Origin of the sequence: Amycolatopsis keratiniphila (genome assembly GCF_000400635.2) — a bacterium.
Taxonomy (GTDB): domain Bacteria; phylum Actinomycetota; class Actinomycetes; order Mycobacteriales; family Pseudonocardiaceae; genus Amycolatopsis; species Amycolatopsis keratiniphila.
The window spans coordinates 4,270,290-4,284,376 of sequence record NC_021252.1 but is presented as its reverse complement, the minus strand read 5'-3'; the positions used below and the strand labels follow the sequence as shown (position 1 = coordinate 4,284,376).

The following is a 14,087-nucleotide window of genomic DNA, read 5'->3' as shown; positions in this document are numbered from 1 at the left end:
TACCTGCAGATCGACTCACCGTGCGTAGTCAGAGCTTGCATGGCACTGAGTGCCAGACGATGCTCAAGACTCGTTCAGGGCGGCGTTGAGCTTGGCGATGACGGCGTGCAGTGGCGTCGCCGTGGTCATCACCGCCACCACCGTCGTTTCGTCCGAGGGCCCTTCGACCCTGAACGCGTCGATCACCAGCGCGAAGGCTTCCGCCGCGCTGGCGGTGATGTCGTCCTGCCCGCCGCTGCGCAGCCAGCGCCGCAGCACGTGGTTGTTCGCGGCCGCGATCGCCGCCGCGGCCACCGCCGCCCGCAGGCTCGACGTCTCGTCGCCCTGTTCCGTGAACCTCGCCCGCAGGTACCGGGCGAGCACGCGCTGATAGCGGTCGACGGTCGCGACCTCCTTGTCCCGCAAGGAGGGAACCGTTCGCGTCAGGGTGAACCGCTTGAGGGAGACGTCCAGCTCCGCGGCGTAGGAGTCGAGGACCAGACCGACGGCGGAACAAGCCACCTCCACCGGATCGCGATCCGGATCCGCGGCGGCGAACGTCTCCTCCATCTCGGCCACGATCTCGTCGTGGTTGGCGAAGAGCACGTCGTCCTTGGCGTCGAAATACCGGAAGAACGTCCGGCGGCCGACCCCCGCGGCCGCCGCGATCTCGTCCACGGTGGTGGCCTCGTAGCCCTTGGCCACGAACAGGTCCACGGCCGCCGCGGCGAGCGCGCGGCGCAGGCGGCGCCTGCCCGCGGGGGTCGCGCCGGCACGGGTGGCCGGGGCTCGGCGCGGCGAATCGGTCATAGCGGGACCGTAGCAGTCACTTGCTAGTGGCACTGAGTGCCGTTACGCTGGGTGGAGTCCTCACTCCCCGCTCGGAAGGCGCCGACGATGTCGCTGGACCACCAAGTGCTTCCGATCGAGTCACGCTCGATCCGCCCCCGCGGCGACGCCTTCTACGGGCGCCTCTTCGGCTGGTCGCTGAAATGGCGGGGTCCGCAGCCGTTCCTGGTGCTGGAAGGCGGGATCTGCGCGGTGACCCTGCCCAAGATCAACGGCGCCCAGGTCCTCTCCCGGCTCGCCGACACCGGCTGCGGAGGTCCCGCCATGGCGGTGCTGACCCAGCAGGGTCCGCGCGTGGCCATCCTCGCCGAGACCGACGGCCTGATTCCCCCGCGGATCTCGCTGCCGCAGCACGTCGAAGTACTCGCCTGGGGCACGCTGCTTCCCTTGCCCACCGACTCCGGGCGTGCCGAGGCCCATGCGGAATGGCTCTCGGCGCCGGATCCCCGGGAGCGCTGGCTTCCGAGCCTCGACGCGGTTCTCGCCGCCGTCCGCCCGAGGTAGCGGCCGCGGTTCACGCCGCCACCGACGCCTGCGCGGAAACGAGGAGGGCGCCACCGTCCGATTCGGACAGGGTGATCTCGAGGGTCGCGCCTTCGGCCAACGGTGGCAGGTCGCTCAAGGTCACGCGGCCGATCAGCCGTTGCCCGCGGCGCGCGGACACCACGCCGGAGCGCCGGACCTCGATCCCCGTTCGGTGCCACACGCGGACACTGCCCGCCGTCGCCGTCCGGCCACGCCACCGGTTTCCGCACCAGGCCGCGAGCGCGGCCCCCGCCGTGTTGCACAGGACGTCGTCCAGTGAGCCCACGCGGCCGGCGTCCTGCCAGACCTGAAGGCATTCGATCGACACGGACACCAGGAACGCCGACAGGACGATCCGCGGCACGGGTTTCGCCCAGCCGAAACGCGTCGGCAACAAGATCGCGAGTGGCATCAGCAGGAAGACGTTGCCCGCCAACTGGATCATGGCGAGTTCCGGGCGGTCGCTGAAGACGGGCAGGACGTCCGCCAGCAGGTGAAGACTCACCGACGAACCGTGTGCCGCCGTCGGCGCCGGGACGAAAACGATCAGAAGCACCGCGAAAAGCGCTGCCAGTAAAGCGAAATCCAGGGCGACCACGACCAGGCCGCGTCGTTTTCCGTTCAGGCGCGCGATGAATTCGGCGACGCCCGCACCGGCCGCGGCGACGAGCAGCGACCACGGTGCGGCGTCGAAGAATGCCTGCCACCACCATCCCATGCACTCCCCTTTCGCCGATGATCGTCTTCGGCGAGGGTGGCAGCATCGTGAAGGCCAGACAAGAACCCCGGCTATTGTCGGTGAATTACTACCATCCGCGTTGATACTTCACGGACTTCCATTGTCACGGCCGTGCGGTCAGCGCGGGGCCGATCCAGCGGCGGACCATCGAGCGCAACCGCTCGTCGGTGTGCGCCGGTGTCGACGGGTACTGCAGGAACGACAGGAACAGCCGCATCAGCATTTCGGCGAGCCCCTCGAAGTCCTCGTCGGTCGTGACGCCCACTGCCGCCCAGTCGACCGGCACGTTCCGGAGGATCCGCGCGCCGAGCGTGAAAGACTGCGCCGAAGTGACCGCGACGGTGAAGACGTCGGCCTCGCCCGCTTTCAGGAGCAGGCCGAGATACGGCTCGTCGGGGACCGCGCGGACGCCGAACACCACCGATTCCACGGCGACCTCGGCGGGGTCGGCGAAGGTGGCCAGATGCCGTTCCATCCGTCCGGCGAACTCCTCGACCCGGTCCAGCGCGACCGCGCTGAGAATGTCCGCGAGGCTCGGGAAGTAGCGGTAGACGGTCTGCCGGGTCACGCCCGCTTCCGCGGCGACGTCCGAGAGGCTGGTCTTGGCGAGACCGACCCGGTCGATGCACGCCGTCGCCGCCTCGACGATCCGGCGGCGCGCCTCGCGCTCGGTTCCGGGCGGGTTCCCCCGCCATCCGTGGTGCCCCATGCGTCTCATCTTCCCCGAACGGAGAATCTCAGACGGTGGCAGGTGCCGCGCGGCGCACGCGGTACAGCGCGGTCAGCATCAGCCCGGCGGTCACGAAGCAGGCCAGCGCGTACAGGCCGCTCCCGGTCGAGGTGCCGTTCTCGATGACGCCACCCACCCACAACACGGCCATCCCGCCCAGATAGACAGCGGGATAGAACCGGGCGAAGGGCGCCAAAGGCTCTTCGGGGCGTCCGTGCCGGACGAAGATCCAGATGCCGGCCAGCCACAGCAGGGTCAGCTCGACGCCGAGAACCCACGCCTGCGCGGTCACGTTCCCGTCGAGCAGGCTCGACGGGAGCCCGGCGATCGCCATGCTCGGCGGGGTGAGGACCCCGGCCAGCCCGATGCGCGCCGCCAGTGACCACCCTCGCCGTGCTCCGCCCGCCAGCCGCACGACCAGATAGGTCATGGCGCCCATCGACACGGAGGCGAAGAGCAGCATGCTGGTCATGGGGACCGAATCCAGCGCCGGGTGGTTGACGATCCGGTTGTTCCCGTTCCAGTCCCACCATTTCACCTGTGGGCCGAGATGATCGAAGACCTCGTAGAAGACCTGACAGGCGAAGGCGACGGCCACCGACCCGATCAGTGCGCCGCGGGCGCGGAAGATGCCGAGGGACCGGACGAGTTCGTAGGCGAGCTGGCTGATCATCGGGTAGAACGCCACGATGTAGAGCGGCAGCCGATCCCACATGAACTGCACGGTGAACCGGTTGTGGGCGAAGATGAAACCGTACTGGCGCTCCAGGCCGAACCACTCCGGGAAGTACAGCGGCGGTTCGATGACGAAGAGATAGACCAGCGAAGCGCACCACAGCGCCAGATTCGCCGAGTCGCCCTGGCGATGTCTCCGGATGGCGTGCACCAGCGCGAACACGGCTCCGGCGAGGACGAGCAGTTCCAGCAACGGCATCGTCCAGTGAGCCTCCGCCCACGGCGGGCGGATCGAGAGCCATGGTGAGACGTCATGGCAGTCGAAGCCGAGTTCGCGGGTGACGGCTTCCGCGTCCGGCCCGCAGACGGCGCTCACCGCGAGACCGCCGCTTCGGCGGCGCCGCCTTTCGGCGAGTAGTCCGTGACCGGTGGTTCGGCCCGGGCGTCGAAGTCGAACGGGACCCGGTGCCGCCCCAGCGCGGCCCGGATCCGGTAGCGCACGAGCCCCGCGATCACCCGCGGGTTCGTCATCATGTCGCGCAGCGATTCGTCGAGGTTGAACACCTTCGCGAAGTGCTCGTCGACGACGTCGTCTTCGCGGGCGGCACCGACGATGAGCCGGAACGCCGGGCCGGACACGGCTTCGATCAGCCGTCGCCGCCACTCGGGTGCCTTTTCGGTGCCGACCGCGCAGGCGTAGCCCTGATCCCTGGCCATCGCCAGGCTCCACGGCACGTTGAGCAGCTTCCGTTGCGCCGCGAGGAATCGTGCGGAGAATTCGGGGCCGAGACGCTCGGCGCGGGAGAGGTGCTCTCGCAACAGCAGTGCCGAACCGGCGGCGGAGCTGATGCCCTGCGCGTAGAACGGGTTGAACGCGCAGATCGAGTCGCCGACGAACGCCAGGCGTTTCGGCGGCGTGCGGAGGCGGTCGTAACGGCGCCATTTGTTCCCGGTCGAGCGGGTTAGGTGCACTTCGGAGGTCGGGGTGGACCGGTCCATCGCGGCCGCGAACAGCGGCGCCCGCACCCGGCGAGCCGACTCGACGAACGCCTCGGTCGTGCGCGGCATCTCCAGGCCCCACGAGCCCATGCACGCGATGACACGGTTGTCCTCGATCGGGAAGAAGTTCACCAGGAACTCGTGCTCGTCGGGATGCGCACCCTTGTCGGGGGTCGGCATGATCACCAGATGCCGCCACCACCAGGACGGGGGCCGTTCCTCGGGTGAGGGCAGGTCGTACCAGCGCGAGGTGTAGGTGACTTTGGCGTCGAGGGTCCGCACTTCCGGTTCGGGCCAGCCAGCCGCGACGAGCCAGGCGGCGACGGAGGAACCGCGGCCCATCGCGTCGACCACGAAGTCGGCGGCGATGTGCTCGTCGCGCTCGGAGAGGGTGACCCCGGTGACTTCGCCGTCGCGGGTGGTCAAGCCGCTCACCGCGACACCCTCGCGGATCACGACGTCGGGCAGCTCCCGGACCTTGTCGCGCAGCACGCGTTCGATGAGGATCCGCGAGCCGTAGATCATCGTCATCGCGCTGCGTTTCCGCGCCGACCAGCCCTTTCCGTCGAGATACGCCGCGTCCATGGACGGCATCAGATGAAGCCCGCCGGCGGCGATGAGGTCGTCCTCGAATCCCGGGAACAGCGCGCCGATCGCGCGGCGGCCCGAGTTCAGCAGGAAGTGCGGATGCTTGCTCTGCGGCACCCCGCGCCGATGTTCGGCCCCGGCAGGCAGTTCGTCGCGTTCGAGCACCAGCACCTGGTCGAAGTACGGGGCGAGGGCTCCCGCGGTGCAGAGCCCGGCGGCGCTGCCACCAAGGACGACGGCGGTCTTGCCGAGTCGCATGCGGACCAACTCCCAGCGTCATTCATACAGATTGACATTGGCTGTATGAATGTATGAACCCTCGGCTGAGGCTGTCAAGGGCCGCACGCCGGCTCCGGCAAGGACAAGCGACGTCCTCACCACCACGGCGCCACTCCGCTCGGTGACGCGGTCGAGTCGACGATCAGGGGCCGGTGAACGCCCTGAGCTTTCTCGACCACACCGGTTCAGTAACATCGAGGTATGACCAAGCGCTTAGTCAGTCTCGGCGATTCCTTCACCGAGGGTGTGGGCGACGAGGACCCGTCGTCCCCTAACGGCGTCCGTGGTTGGGCGGACCGGGTCGCGGGCGCGCTCGCGGCGAACCACCAGGACTTCCGCTACGCCAACCTCGCGATCCGCGGCAAGCTCCTCGGGCAGGTCCTCTCGCAGCAGCTCGATCCGGCGCTCGCGCTGAACCCGGATCTCGTGACTCTCTACGCCGGCGGCAATGACCTGATGCGGCCGAAGGTCGACATCGACGCCCTCCTCGAGGATTACGACGCCGCGGTCGGCAGGGTGGTCGCCACCGGGGCGCGGGTCATCCTGTTCACCGGTGTCGACGGGGTCGAAGACGCGTTGTTCCGCACGATCCGGGGCCGCGTCGCGATCTACAACGAGCACGTCCGCGGGATCGCCGCGCGCCACGGTGCGCTGCTGGTGGACATGTGGGCGATGCGCCAGCTGCGGGACAGGCGACTGTGGGCACCGGACCGTCTGCACCTGAACTCGTTGGGGCACAACGAGATCGCCATAGCGGTGCTCGACGCGCTCGGCGAGCCGCACAAGCTGACGCCCGCCGTGCTCGGGCCGCGGCCGTCGCTGAGCCCGCAGGCGCGGCGAACCGAAAACCTCCAGTGGGGCAAAGAGCACGCAGTCCCGTGGATCAAGCGCAGGCTGCGTGGCGAGTCTTCGGGCGACGCGCTTTTGCCGAAACGGCCGACGATGGAGCCTTACGCCTGACGCGGCCGAAGCCCGTCGAAGAGGATGCAGATCGTCCGGGCCCGGAACTCGGGCCCGGCATGCTCCGCCGCCTTCGCGGTTCCGATGATGACCGCGATGAGTTCTTCGACGCCGAGGTCCTTGCGGACGTCTCCGGTGTCCTGTGCCCGGCGGAGCAGCACGCCGAGCGCGTCCTTCAGGCGGACGCCGATGACCGACCCCGCCGACGGCACGCTGACACCGGCCGCCGACAGGGCTTCGAAATAGGCGTTCTTGGCACCGGACATCTCGATCCAGCCGGTCAGGAAGCCGAAGAACGCGGCGCCCGGGTCGGGTGAGTCGGCGGCCACCGTGGCCTCCGCTTCGTCGACGAAGCGGTGCAGGCGCGCGAAGAGCACCGCTTCCAGTAGCGCTTCTTTTGTCGGAAAGTGCCGGAACACCGTGCCGACGCCGACGCCTGCTTCGCGGGCGACTTCTTCGGTGGGCGCACTGGTGCCTTTGGCCGTGAAGACGCGCTCCGCGGCCTCCAACACCCGTGTGCGGTTACGGCGGGCATCGGCTCGGAGCGGTTTCTCGTCCGTCACAGCGGGGATCCTAGACCCGTTGTCGAGTGCCTAGTCGGGCATCTCGTCCAAGACGCGGGCGAGAGCCTTCGGGACCCCGGTGCGCCAGCCGCCGCCCATGATCCGGCGGGACATACGTTGGAAATCGTCGTCCGGGTCGAAGCCCTCGTGACTGAGGAACAGCCGGGTCCCGTGCCCCTCGGGTTCGAGCCGCCAGGTGACCGTCCACTCCGGACCCCAGCTGATGCTGAGCAGCCGCTCCGGCTCCACGGCCAGCACTTCACAGGCGACCGGACCGCCCGCGAAGCCCGCGGCGGGAACCGGATCCGCGAGCAGCTGGAACCGGTGTCCCACAACGGGTTTGATGTCGTTGGGCATCCGGAGCCACCGTTCCAGCAGCTGCGGTTCGGTCAGCGCGCGCCACACCTTGCGCGGCGGATGCGCCAGGAACTGGTCGACGTGGACGGCCGTCGGATCGTCGTCGTTCAGAAGTCCTCCTCGTCCAGCAGGTCGCGCAGGTTGCCCAGTTTGCCGCGCCAGTACTGCTCGTACGGCGAAAGCCAGTCGGAGACTTCTCGCAGCGGCGCGGCGTCCAGAGAGTAGACGCGATTGCGGCCCCGCCTCTCTTCCCGGACGAGCCCCGCCTCGCGAAGCACACGAAGGTGTTCCGACAGGCTCGGCCGCCGCATGTCGAAGCGTTCGGCGATCTCCCCCGCCGCCCGCGGACCGTCGAGGAGGATGCCCAGCACTTCACGCCGGGCTGGGTTGGCGAGTGCGGCGAAGACGTCGTCGTTGACCGGCACTAGCGCGGCCAGTTCCCGTAGCCAGAAGCTTCGAGCATCCCCAGCGCGTTGCCGTCAGGATCCTTCAGGGATGTCACCCGGCCCCAGGGCATCTCCTCCGCGTCGTCGACCTCGACGCCTTGTGCGCGGAGCTCCGCGATGTCGGCGTCGATATCCGTGGTGGTCAGCTGGAAGTGCACACGCGTGTCGTGATCCAGCCCGCCGACGGGGCGATCGACAAGAACGATTCCGGTGTCCGCGCCCTTGGGGCCGACCATGACGAACGGGCCGTGCGGGCCACTGACGTCGACGAGCAGGTCGAAGCCGAGCTTGCCGAGATAGAAGCCCCGCGCCTCGGTCAGGTCGGAGACCGGCACGGTGAGGAACTGGATGCGGTCGATGTTCATACCGCGACAATACGTAGGAGATTTCCTACATGTCAACATTCGGCGTCCGTACAACCTAGACATAGATAGAGGTCCAGGTTTCGTGACCAGTGCCGCAACGCCTTGAGTTCGCCTATGGACGAACTTTTAGCGTCGTCGGCATGAGCACAGAAACCACCACGCAGTCCCCCATCCGCCTCGCCGTGATCATCGGCAGCGTCCGGCACGAACGCTTCGCCGACGCCATCACAGGCTGGCTCCAGGCCGAACTCGCCACGATCGACGGCGTGGAGGTCGATCCGATCGACCTCGCCGACATCGATCTCCCGTTGCAGGGAACGCGGCCCGGTGGCACCGAGACCGTGATCAGCGACAGGCTGCGTGACGCCGACGCCTTCCTCGTCGTCACCCCGGAGTACAACCACAGCTTCCCCGCGGCGCTGAAGAACGCGATCGACTGGCATTTCACCGAATGGGCGTACAAGCCGGTCGCGTTCGTCGGCTACGGCGCGGGTTCGGGCGGCATCCGGGCGATCGAGCAACTGCGGCTGATCTTCCCCGAGCTGAGGGCCACCACCATCCGCGACGCGGTACTGCTGAACGCTCCGTGGACCCGCCTCGGCCCGAACGGCTACGAAGGGACCGAAGGCGAACGCGCGGCGCTGGCCGCGACGATGACGGAACTGGGCTGGTGGGCCCGCACCCTGCGCGCCGGACGCGTCGCGGTTCAGGTGAGTGCGGCATGAACCGCCTGACCGGGCGTGAACTGCGCATCGCGGCGGTGATCGCGCTCGGCGGGTTGATGGCCGTTCTCGACACCACGATCGTCGCCGTCGCGCTGCCGCGGTTCATGACCACCTTCTCCGCGTCGCTCACCACGATCCAGTGGATCGCGACCGCGTACGCGCTCGGCATGGTCGCGGCGATGCCACTCGCGGCGACCTTCGCGCAACGGTGGGGAGCGCGCCGGGTGTACCTGGCCGCGCTGCTCGTGTTCGCGGTGGCGTCCGCGGGCGCCGGAGCCGCCGGTGATCTGGGCTGGCTGATCGCCGCTCGGGCGGTGCAAGGTCTCGCCGGCGGTTTGATCAACCCCTTGGGGATGACGATCGGTTTCGGCGCGGTGGCCCCGGAACGGCGGAGCCGGATGACCACGATCACCGGTCTTCCCTTGCTGATCGGGCCGATCCTCGGCCCGATGCTGGGCGGGATCCTGCTCGACGGGCTGTCGTGGCGGGCACTGTTCTTCATCACCGTCCCGCCCGCCCTGCTCGCCGTCGCCGGTGTGCTCCGCTGGGTGCCCGCCGATGTCCCGTCGACCGAACGCACACCGATCGACGTCGCCGGCGGCCTGCTGCTCGTGCCCGGTGTCGTCGCGGTGGCGTACGGCTTCAGCGAAGAGTCGGCCGGTCTCGAGATCCGGGTGGCGATCGTCGCCATCGGGCTGGCTCTCATGGCGGTGTTCACGCGCCGCTCGTGGCGTCATCGCGCACCGCTGCTGAACGTCCGGCTCCTGCGTGACCGGACGTTCGGGCGCAACGCCGCCGTCCTCGTCCTGTACGCGGGGCCGTACTTCGGTTCGATGCTGCTGATGCCCGCCTACATCCAGGTGATCCGCGGCGACTCGGCACTGGTCAGCGCGGCGATGATGGTGCCGGGCACGATCGGGATGAGTATCAGCATCCAGCTCGCCGCCCGTCTCCTGGAACGCTTCGGCCCGCGGATCGTCGTCGGCACCGGGCTGAGCCTGGCGGCCGTGTCGACCGTGCTGACGGTCCTCGTCCTCGCACCGGATACGTCGTACACGACGTTGGCGATCTTGGGCGCGATCCAAGGAGCGGGCACCGGGGCGATCATGATGCCCACCATCGTGAGCGCGGGCCGCGATCTGCGTGGGCCGGATCTCGCGTCCGGTTCCGCGATCCTCCCCCTGGCAAGCACCATCGCGAGCGCGGTCGGCACCGCGGTGGTGAGCGCGGCGTTCACCGGATTGATCGCGGCGTCCACCGCGGGCCGGGGGCTGGCCGCGCTGAGTGATCCGGCGGCGGACGCGGCGCTCACCGGGCAGATCGTCGACGCGTATCGTCTGACTCTCGTCGGCGTGCTCGCGGTCATGGTGCTCGCCTTGGTGGTCAGGCTGCGGACCCGGCCCACCACCCCGACAACGGAACCCACGAAGGTACGGAGCGCGGCATGACGACATCGCTCACCGCCCAGCTGACCATCAGCGAGGTCGCGAGCAAGGCCGGGGTCTCGGCGAACGCCGTCCGGTACTACGAGCGCTACCGCGTCATCACCGCCGAGCGCACCGCGGGCAACGCGCGCCGCTTCACGGTCGACGCCATCTGCCGGATCCGGCTCGCGGTCGCCGCCCAGCGGGTGGGGCTCAGCCTCGCCGAAAGCGCGGAGATCCTGGCCGAGATCCCGCCGATGTCCCCGGATCTGGAGCAGTGGTCCCGCGCGGGGCAACGGCTCATCGAAGCCGGACAGGCCCGCATCGCCGAGCTCGCCTCGGTGGTCGACGAGTACCGGACGCTCGAGTTCCTCAGGAGCTGAACGGCGCTTCGGCCGGGTTCGTCCAGCGGAACACCGGGCGGTTCTCCAGACCGGGGTAGGTCACGGCCATACCCCGGTCAGGGGACATCGACCACAACCGTGCGTCCGGCGACGCGGCGTGCTTCGCCCAGTCCGGCGACCAGCCGGGGATGTAGCGCTCGTAGATGCGACGGATCCGGGCCAGATCCTTGGCCTCCAGCCTGGCGGGGCCGCTCGTCCGTAGCTGACGGACGTCATCGGGTGGAGCAAAGGTCGCGACCATGACGGCGACTTCCCGATTGTCGCGAGCGGCCGCAAGGAATGGTGACGGGGCGCCGTCCGACACCGGGGTGTGGAACCAGAATCTGCCTTCCTCGGCAACGAACCACATCATCGCCAGCGCCGGATTTCCCCGGCCGCTCGTGGTGGCGACGCTGGCAGGCAGGCGCGACTCGTCGAGAAGATCTTGTACAGCGAAAGTCGGTCGGTCCATGAGGCCAGCCTGCAACTTCGACCGCGATCGAGGTCCAGCGCCTGTGGGCCAAAGTCCGTGAAGGCCTCCTTACCTACCTTGAGGGTAGTGAAGGAGGCCTTCACTACCCTCAAGGTCGCCACGTGAGCCCAGGTAACGACCTTCACACCTTGCCGAGTACGTGAAGGGGTCCTTCACTGCGCCAGACGCAATGAAGGACCCCTTCACGTACTCGCCGTACCCGCCAGAAACACGAAAGAGGGCCGCCCGGACGGGACGGCCCTCTTCCTCGACTGACTCAGCGCTGCGGCGGCGGACCACCCTGCGGACCACCGAACGGACCCTGCTGCGGGAACGGCCCACTGCCCGGCCCCTGCGACGGCGGCCCCTGGTACGGACCACCCTGCGGCCCCGCCGGGGGCTGCGGCTGCGGCAGCCGCGAAGGCGGCGGGGCCTGCGGCGGCTCCGGAGCCGCCTCCGGCTCGGGAGCAGGCGCGGCCTTCGGGACCTGACGCGGAGCGGGCGGCTCCTGCCGCGGCGTCGCGACACCCAGCGCCGGAACTTCCTTACGCGCCACGGCTTCCGCGGCTGCGACGGCCTCGGCGACCTTCGGGTCGCTGGAGGTGTCGAACCAGCCCTGGACCTCTTCGTCCTCCAGGTCCGGCTTCTCGACCGGGTCTTCCTTCGGCGGCTCGTAGCGGAACACGCCGTCGTCGCCGGGGGCGCCGAGCGCGCGGGCGAAGCCTTCCAAGGCCTTGCCGTAGTCGCTCGGGATCATCCAGACCTTGTTCGCGTCGCCCTGCGCCATCTGCGGAAGGGTCTGCAGGTACTGGTACGCCAGGACCTCGGGCGTCGGGCGCCCGGCCTTGATCGCCGCGAACACCTTCTCGATGGCCTTCGCCTGACCCTGCGCCTGCAGGTACCGGGCGGCGCGTTCACCCTGCGCCCGCAGGATCCGTGACTGCCGCTCGGCCTCGGCGCTCAGGATCGCGGCCTGCTTGGCACCTTCGGCCGCGAGGATCTGGCTCTGCTTCTGACCTTCCGCGGTCTTGATCGCCGATTCCCGCTGACCTTCGGCGGTCAGGATCATCGCGCGCTTCTCACGGTCGGCACGCATCTGCTTCTCCATCGAGTCCTGGATGGAGGGCGGCGGGTCGATCGCCTTCAGCTCGACACGGGCGACGCGGATGCCCCAACGACCGGTGGCCTCGTCGAGCACACCGCGCAGCTGGCTGTTGATCGAGTCACGCGAGGTCAGGGTCTGTTCGAGGCTCATGCCACCGACGACGTTACGCAGCGTTGTGGTGGTCAGCTGCTCGACACCGACGATGTAGTTCGAGATCTCGTAGACCGCGGCACGCGAGTCGGTGACCTGGAAGTACACGACCGTGTCGATGGACACCGTCAGGTTGTCCTCGGTGATCACGGGCTGGGGCGGGAACGAGACGACCTGCTCGCGAAGGTCGATCCGCGCCCGGACCTTGTCCAGGAAGGGCACCAGAAACGTCAGGCCGGGAGAAGCCACCGTCCGGAACCGGCCCAGCCGTTCGATCACTGCGGACTGCGCCTGCGGCACCACCATGATCGCCTTGACCACGACGACGACCACGAACAACGCGAGCAGTCCGACGACGATGAACACCACTGTCTCTGACAACTACCTTCCCCTTACGTAGAAACCTGCTGCTGTGCGGCCGTCCGGCTCACAGCTCGGCCGAGACGACCGCAGTGGCACCCGAGATCTCGACGACCGTCACCGACGTCCCCGGGGCGATCGGGTCCCCTTCGGCCATGGTCCTTGCCGACCAGACGTCGCCCGCCAGCTTGACCTGGCCCGCATCGCCGTCCACTGTGGACACTACTACCGCTCGCGCGCCGATGAGCGCGTCGGTGTTGGTCTTGATGTCCGGCCCCGCGAGGAACCGGCGTTTGAGGGTCGGGCGGACGAGGACGAGCATCCCGACCGAGGCGACCGCGAACACCGCGACGTCGATGAACGGGTTGCCGGTCAAGGCGGCCGAGCCCGCCCCGAACAGGGCTCCGACGCCGACCATGAGCAGGAACAGATCACCCGAGAGCAGCTCGGCGATGATCAAGAGGATGCCGGCGATCAGCCAGATGAGAGCGCCTGTCATGCGTTCATGCTCCCAGATCGCGTCGATTCATACCGGAGAAGCGAAACCGACGTGACCGACGCGTGACCTTGAGTGACCTCGCGCAAATCGGTCATTCAGGACTCTTCGCCCGGGTCGGAGACGAAGTCGATGAGCCGTTCCACCGCTCCGATCAGCGGCGTTTCCAGATCCCGGTAGCTGCCGACCGCCGCCAGGATCCGCTGCCAGCCCTCCCACGGCTCGCCCCAGCCGAGCGCCTCGCAGACGCCCTCTTTCCACTCCGTGCCGCGCGGGATCTTCGGCCAGGCGCGGATACCGACGACCGAAGGCTTCACCGCCTCCCAGATGTCGATGTACGGATGCCCGGTGACCAGCACGTTCTCGTCGCGGATCGCGTCGACGATCCGCGACTCCTTGCTGCCCGTCACCAAATGGTCGACCAGCACACCGAGCCGCCGTCCGGGACCGGTGCCGAACTCGCCGATGCGATCTGACAGCACGTCCACACCATCGAGTGGTTCCACGACCACGCCTTCGACGCGCAGATCGTGTCCCCAGACCCGCTCCACGAGTTCGGCGTCGTGCTTGCCCTCCACCCAGATGCGCGAATCGCGGGCGACCCGCGCCTTGAGTCCCTGGACCTGCACCGACCCGGACGCGGAGATCCGGCGCGCCGGGGCCTTCGGGACCACTTTCGCCGGCACCAACGTGACCGGCTTGCCTTCGAGCAGGAAACCCGCAGGGTTCAGCGGGAACACGCGATGCTTGCCGTGACGGTCTTCGAGGACGACATTGCCGTACTCGATCTTCACCACGGCACCGCAGTAGCCGCTGGCCGGGTCTTCGACCACGAGCCCCGGTTCCGCGGGCACCTCGGGGATCTTCCGCTTACGCGGACCGGACAGCACGTCGTCGTACGAATGGGAGCGCACGGCG

18 protein-coding genes are annotated in these 14,087 nt (G+C 68.6%); 5 read left to right on the top strand and 13 right to left on the bottom strand.

Annotation, left to right across the window (positions count from 1 at the left end):
- Positions 1-63 precede the first annotated feature (63 nt).
- A complete protein-coding gene (locus tag AORI_RS60535) occupies positions 64-789 on the bottom strand; it encodes a TetR family transcriptional regulator (protein WP_016334255.1) in 726 nt (241 codons plus the stop codon).
- Positions 790-876: 87 nt separating this feature from the next.
- Here AORI_RS60535 and AORI_RS60530 point away from each other — a divergent pair, with 87 nt between their 5' ends.
- Positions 877-1,332 carry a hypothetical protein gene (locus tag AORI_RS60530; RefSeq protein ID WP_016334254.1) on the top strand — a complete coding sequence of 152 codons (456 nt, stop codon included), beginning with the start codon at positions 877-879 and terminating at the stop codon, positions 1,330-1,332.
- A 10-nt stretch (positions 1,333-1,342) separates the two neighbouring features.
- On the opposite strand, the gene AORI_RS60525 is transcribed toward AORI_RS60530, so the two are convergent.
- The 4 genes from AORI_RS60525 to AORI_RS60510 all read right to left on the bottom strand — a co-directional run bounded on the left by AORI_RS60525 (position 1,343) and on the right by AORI_RS60510 (position 5,342).
- On the bottom strand, positions 1,343-2,071 hold the full coding sequence (locus AORI_RS60525) for a VanZ family protein (protein WP_016334253.1): 729 nt from the start codon (positions 2,069-2,071) through the stop codon (positions 1,343-1,345).
- A 124-nt stretch (positions 2,072-2,195) separates the two neighbouring features.
- A complete protein-coding gene (locus AORI_RS60520; RefSeq protein WP_016334252.1) occupies positions 2,196-2,801 on the bottom strand; it encodes a TetR/AcrR family transcriptional regulator in 606 nt (201 codons plus the stop codon).
- Positions 2,802-2,829: 28 nt separating this feature from the next.
- Positions 2,830-3,873, bottom strand: a complete 1,044-nt coding sequence (locus AORI_RS60515) for a hypothetical protein (RefSeq protein ID WP_016334251.1) — start codon at positions 3,871-3,873, stop codon at positions 2,830-2,832.
- Positions 3,870-5,342 (bottom strand): FAD-dependent oxidoreductase, encoded by a 1,473-nt coding sequence (locus AORI_RS60510; protein ID WP_016334250.1) that lies wholly within the window; start codon positions 5,340-5,342, stop codon positions 3,870-3,872. The genes AORI_RS60515 and AORI_RS60510 overlap by 4 nt, the downstream gene beginning before the upstream one ends.
- A 222-nt stretch (positions 5,343-5,564) precedes the next feature.
- Here AORI_RS60510 and AORI_RS60505 point away from each other — a divergent pair, with 222 nt between their 5' ends.
- Positions 5,565-6,323, top strand: a complete 759-nt coding sequence (locus AORI_RS60505; RefSeq protein ID WP_016334249.1) for an SGNH/GDSL hydrolase family protein — start codon at positions 5,565-5,567, stop codon at positions 6,321-6,323.
- Here the strand turns inward: AORI_RS60505 and AORI_RS60500 are convergent.
- Genes AORI_RS60500 through AORI_RS60485 form a run of 4 tightly spaced genes read right to left on the bottom strand, consistent with a single transcriptional unit; the run spans position 6,314 to position 8,054 of the window.
- Positions 6,314-6,886 (bottom strand): TetR/AcrR family transcriptional regulator, encoded by a 573-nt coding sequence (locus AORI_RS60500; RefSeq protein WP_016334248.1) that lies wholly within the window; start codon positions 6,884-6,886, stop codon positions 6,314-6,316. The two genes, AORI_RS60505 and AORI_RS60500, sit on opposite strands and share 10 nt — an antisense overlap.
- A gap of 30 nt (positions 6,887-6,916) precedes the next feature.
- Positions 6,917-7,354: an SRPBCC family protein gene (locus tag AORI_RS60495; protein ID WP_043848116.1), complete on the bottom strand. Its 438-nt coding sequence runs from the start codon at positions 7,352-7,354 to the stop codon at positions 6,917-6,919.
- Positions 7,351-7,668 carry a metalloregulator ArsR/SmtB family transcription factor gene (locus AORI_RS60490; RefSeq protein WP_016334246.1) on the bottom strand — a complete coding sequence of 106 codons (318 nt, stop codon included), beginning with the start codon at positions 7,666-7,668 and terminating at the stop codon, positions 7,351-7,353. Before AORI_RS60490 ends, AORI_RS60495 begins: the two co-directional genes overlap by 4 nt.
- Positions 7,668-8,054 carry a VOC family protein gene (locus AORI_RS60485; protein WP_016334245.1) on the bottom strand — a complete coding sequence of 129 codons (387 nt, stop codon included), beginning with the start codon at positions 8,052-8,054 and terminating at the stop codon, positions 7,668-7,670. The genes AORI_RS60490 and AORI_RS60485 overlap by 1 nt, the downstream gene beginning before the upstream one ends.
- Positions 8,055-8,194: 140 nt before the next feature.
- Here AORI_RS60485 and AORI_RS60480 point away from each other — a divergent pair, with 140 nt between their 5' ends.
- From AORI_RS60480 to AORI_RS60470, 3 genes are read left to right on the top strand one after another with little or no spacing between them, the layout of a single operon-like run.
- Positions 8,195-8,779 (top strand): NADPH-dependent FMN reductase, encoded by a 585-nt coding sequence (locus AORI_RS60480; protein WP_016334244.1) that lies wholly within the window; start codon positions 8,195-8,197, stop codon positions 8,777-8,779.
- Entirely contained in the window at positions 8,776-10,227 is a 1,452-nt protein-coding gene (locus AORI_RS60475) for a DHA2 family efflux MFS transporter permease subunit (protein ID WP_016334243.1), read from the top strand. Before AORI_RS60480 ends, AORI_RS60475 begins: the two co-directional genes overlap by 4 nt.
- Entirely contained in the window at positions 10,224-10,586 is a 363-nt protein-coding gene (locus AORI_RS60470; protein ID WP_016334242.1) for a MerR family transcriptional regulator, read from the top strand. Before AORI_RS60475 ends, AORI_RS60470 begins: the two co-directional genes overlap by 4 nt.
- Here AORI_RS60470 and AORI_RS60465 read toward each other — a convergent pair.
- From AORI_RS60465 to AORI_RS60450, 4 genes are all read right to left on the bottom strand, one after another.
- The gene (locus tag AORI_RS60465) at positions 10,576-11,058 is read right to left on the bottom strand and encodes a pyridoxamine 5'-phosphate oxidase family protein (protein WP_016334241.1); all 483 of its coding nucleotides are present in this window, start codon (positions 11,056-11,058) and stop codon (positions 10,576-10,578) included. The genes AORI_RS60470 and AORI_RS60465 overlap by 11 nt on opposite strands.
- Before the next feature lie 277 nt (positions 11,059-11,335).
- Entirely contained in the window at positions 11,336-12,682 is a 1,347-nt protein-coding gene (locus tag AORI_RS60460) for an SPFH domain-containing protein (RefSeq protein ID WP_016334240.1), read from the bottom strand.
- 58 nt (positions 12,683-12,740) lie between these two features.
- Entirely contained in the window at positions 12,741-13,172 is a 432-nt protein-coding gene (locus tag AORI_RS60455; RefSeq protein WP_016334239.1) for an NfeD family protein, read from the bottom strand.
- A gap of 95 nt (positions 13,173-13,267) precedes the next feature.
- Positions 13,268-14,083, bottom strand: a complete 816-nt coding sequence (locus AORI_RS60450) for a DUF3097 domain-containing protein (protein ID WP_016334238.1) — start codon at positions 14,081-14,083, stop codon at positions 13,268-13,270.
- Positions 14,084-14,087 lie beyond the last annotated feature (4 nt).

Coding starts and splice junctions, on each gene's coding strand:
- AORI_RS60535 (WP_016334255.1), bottom strand. CDS start 789: ATGACCGATTCGCCGCGCCGAGCCCCGGCCACCCGTGCCGGCGCGACC.
- AORI_RS60530 (WP_016334254.1), top strand. CDS start 877: ATGTCGCTGGACCACCAAGTGCTTCCGATCGAGTCACGCTCGATCCGC.
- AORI_RS60525 (WP_016334253.1), bottom strand. CDS start 2,071: ATGGGATGGTGGTGGCAGGCATTCTTCGACGCCGCACCGTGGTCGCTG.
- AORI_RS60520 (WP_016334252.1), bottom strand. CDS start 2,801: ATGGGGCACCACGGATGGCGGGGGAACCCGCCCGGAACCGAGCGCGAG.
- AORI_RS60510 (WP_016334250.1), bottom strand. CDS start 5,342: ATGCGACTCGGCAAGACCGCCGTCGTCCTTGGTGGCAGCGCCGCCGGG.
- AORI_RS60505 (WP_016334249.1), top strand. CDS start 5,565: ATGACCAAGCGCTTAGTCAGTCTCGGCGATTCCTTCACCGAGGGTGTG.
- AORI_RS60485 (WP_016334245.1), bottom strand. CDS start 8,054: ATGAACATCGACCGCATCCAGTTCCTCACCGTGCCGGTCTCCGACCTG.
- AORI_RS60480 (WP_016334244.1), top strand. CDS start 8,195: ATGAGCACAGAAACCACCACGCAGTCCCCCATCCGCCTCGCCGTGATC.
- AORI_RS60475 (WP_016334243.1), top strand. CDS start 8,776: ATGAACCGCCTGACCGGGCGTGAACTGCGCATCGCGGCGGTGATCGCG.
- AORI_RS60470 (WP_016334242.1), top strand. CDS start 10,224: ATGACGACATCGCTCACCGCCCAGCTGACCATCAGCGAGGTCGCGAGC.
- AORI_RS60465 (WP_016334241.1), bottom strand. CDS start 11,058: ATGGACCGACCGACTTTCGCTGTACAAGATCTTCTCGACGAGTCGCGC.
- AORI_RS60455 (WP_016334239.1), bottom strand. CDS start 13,172: ATGACAGGCGCTCTCATCTGGCTGATCGCCGGCATCCTCTTGATCATC.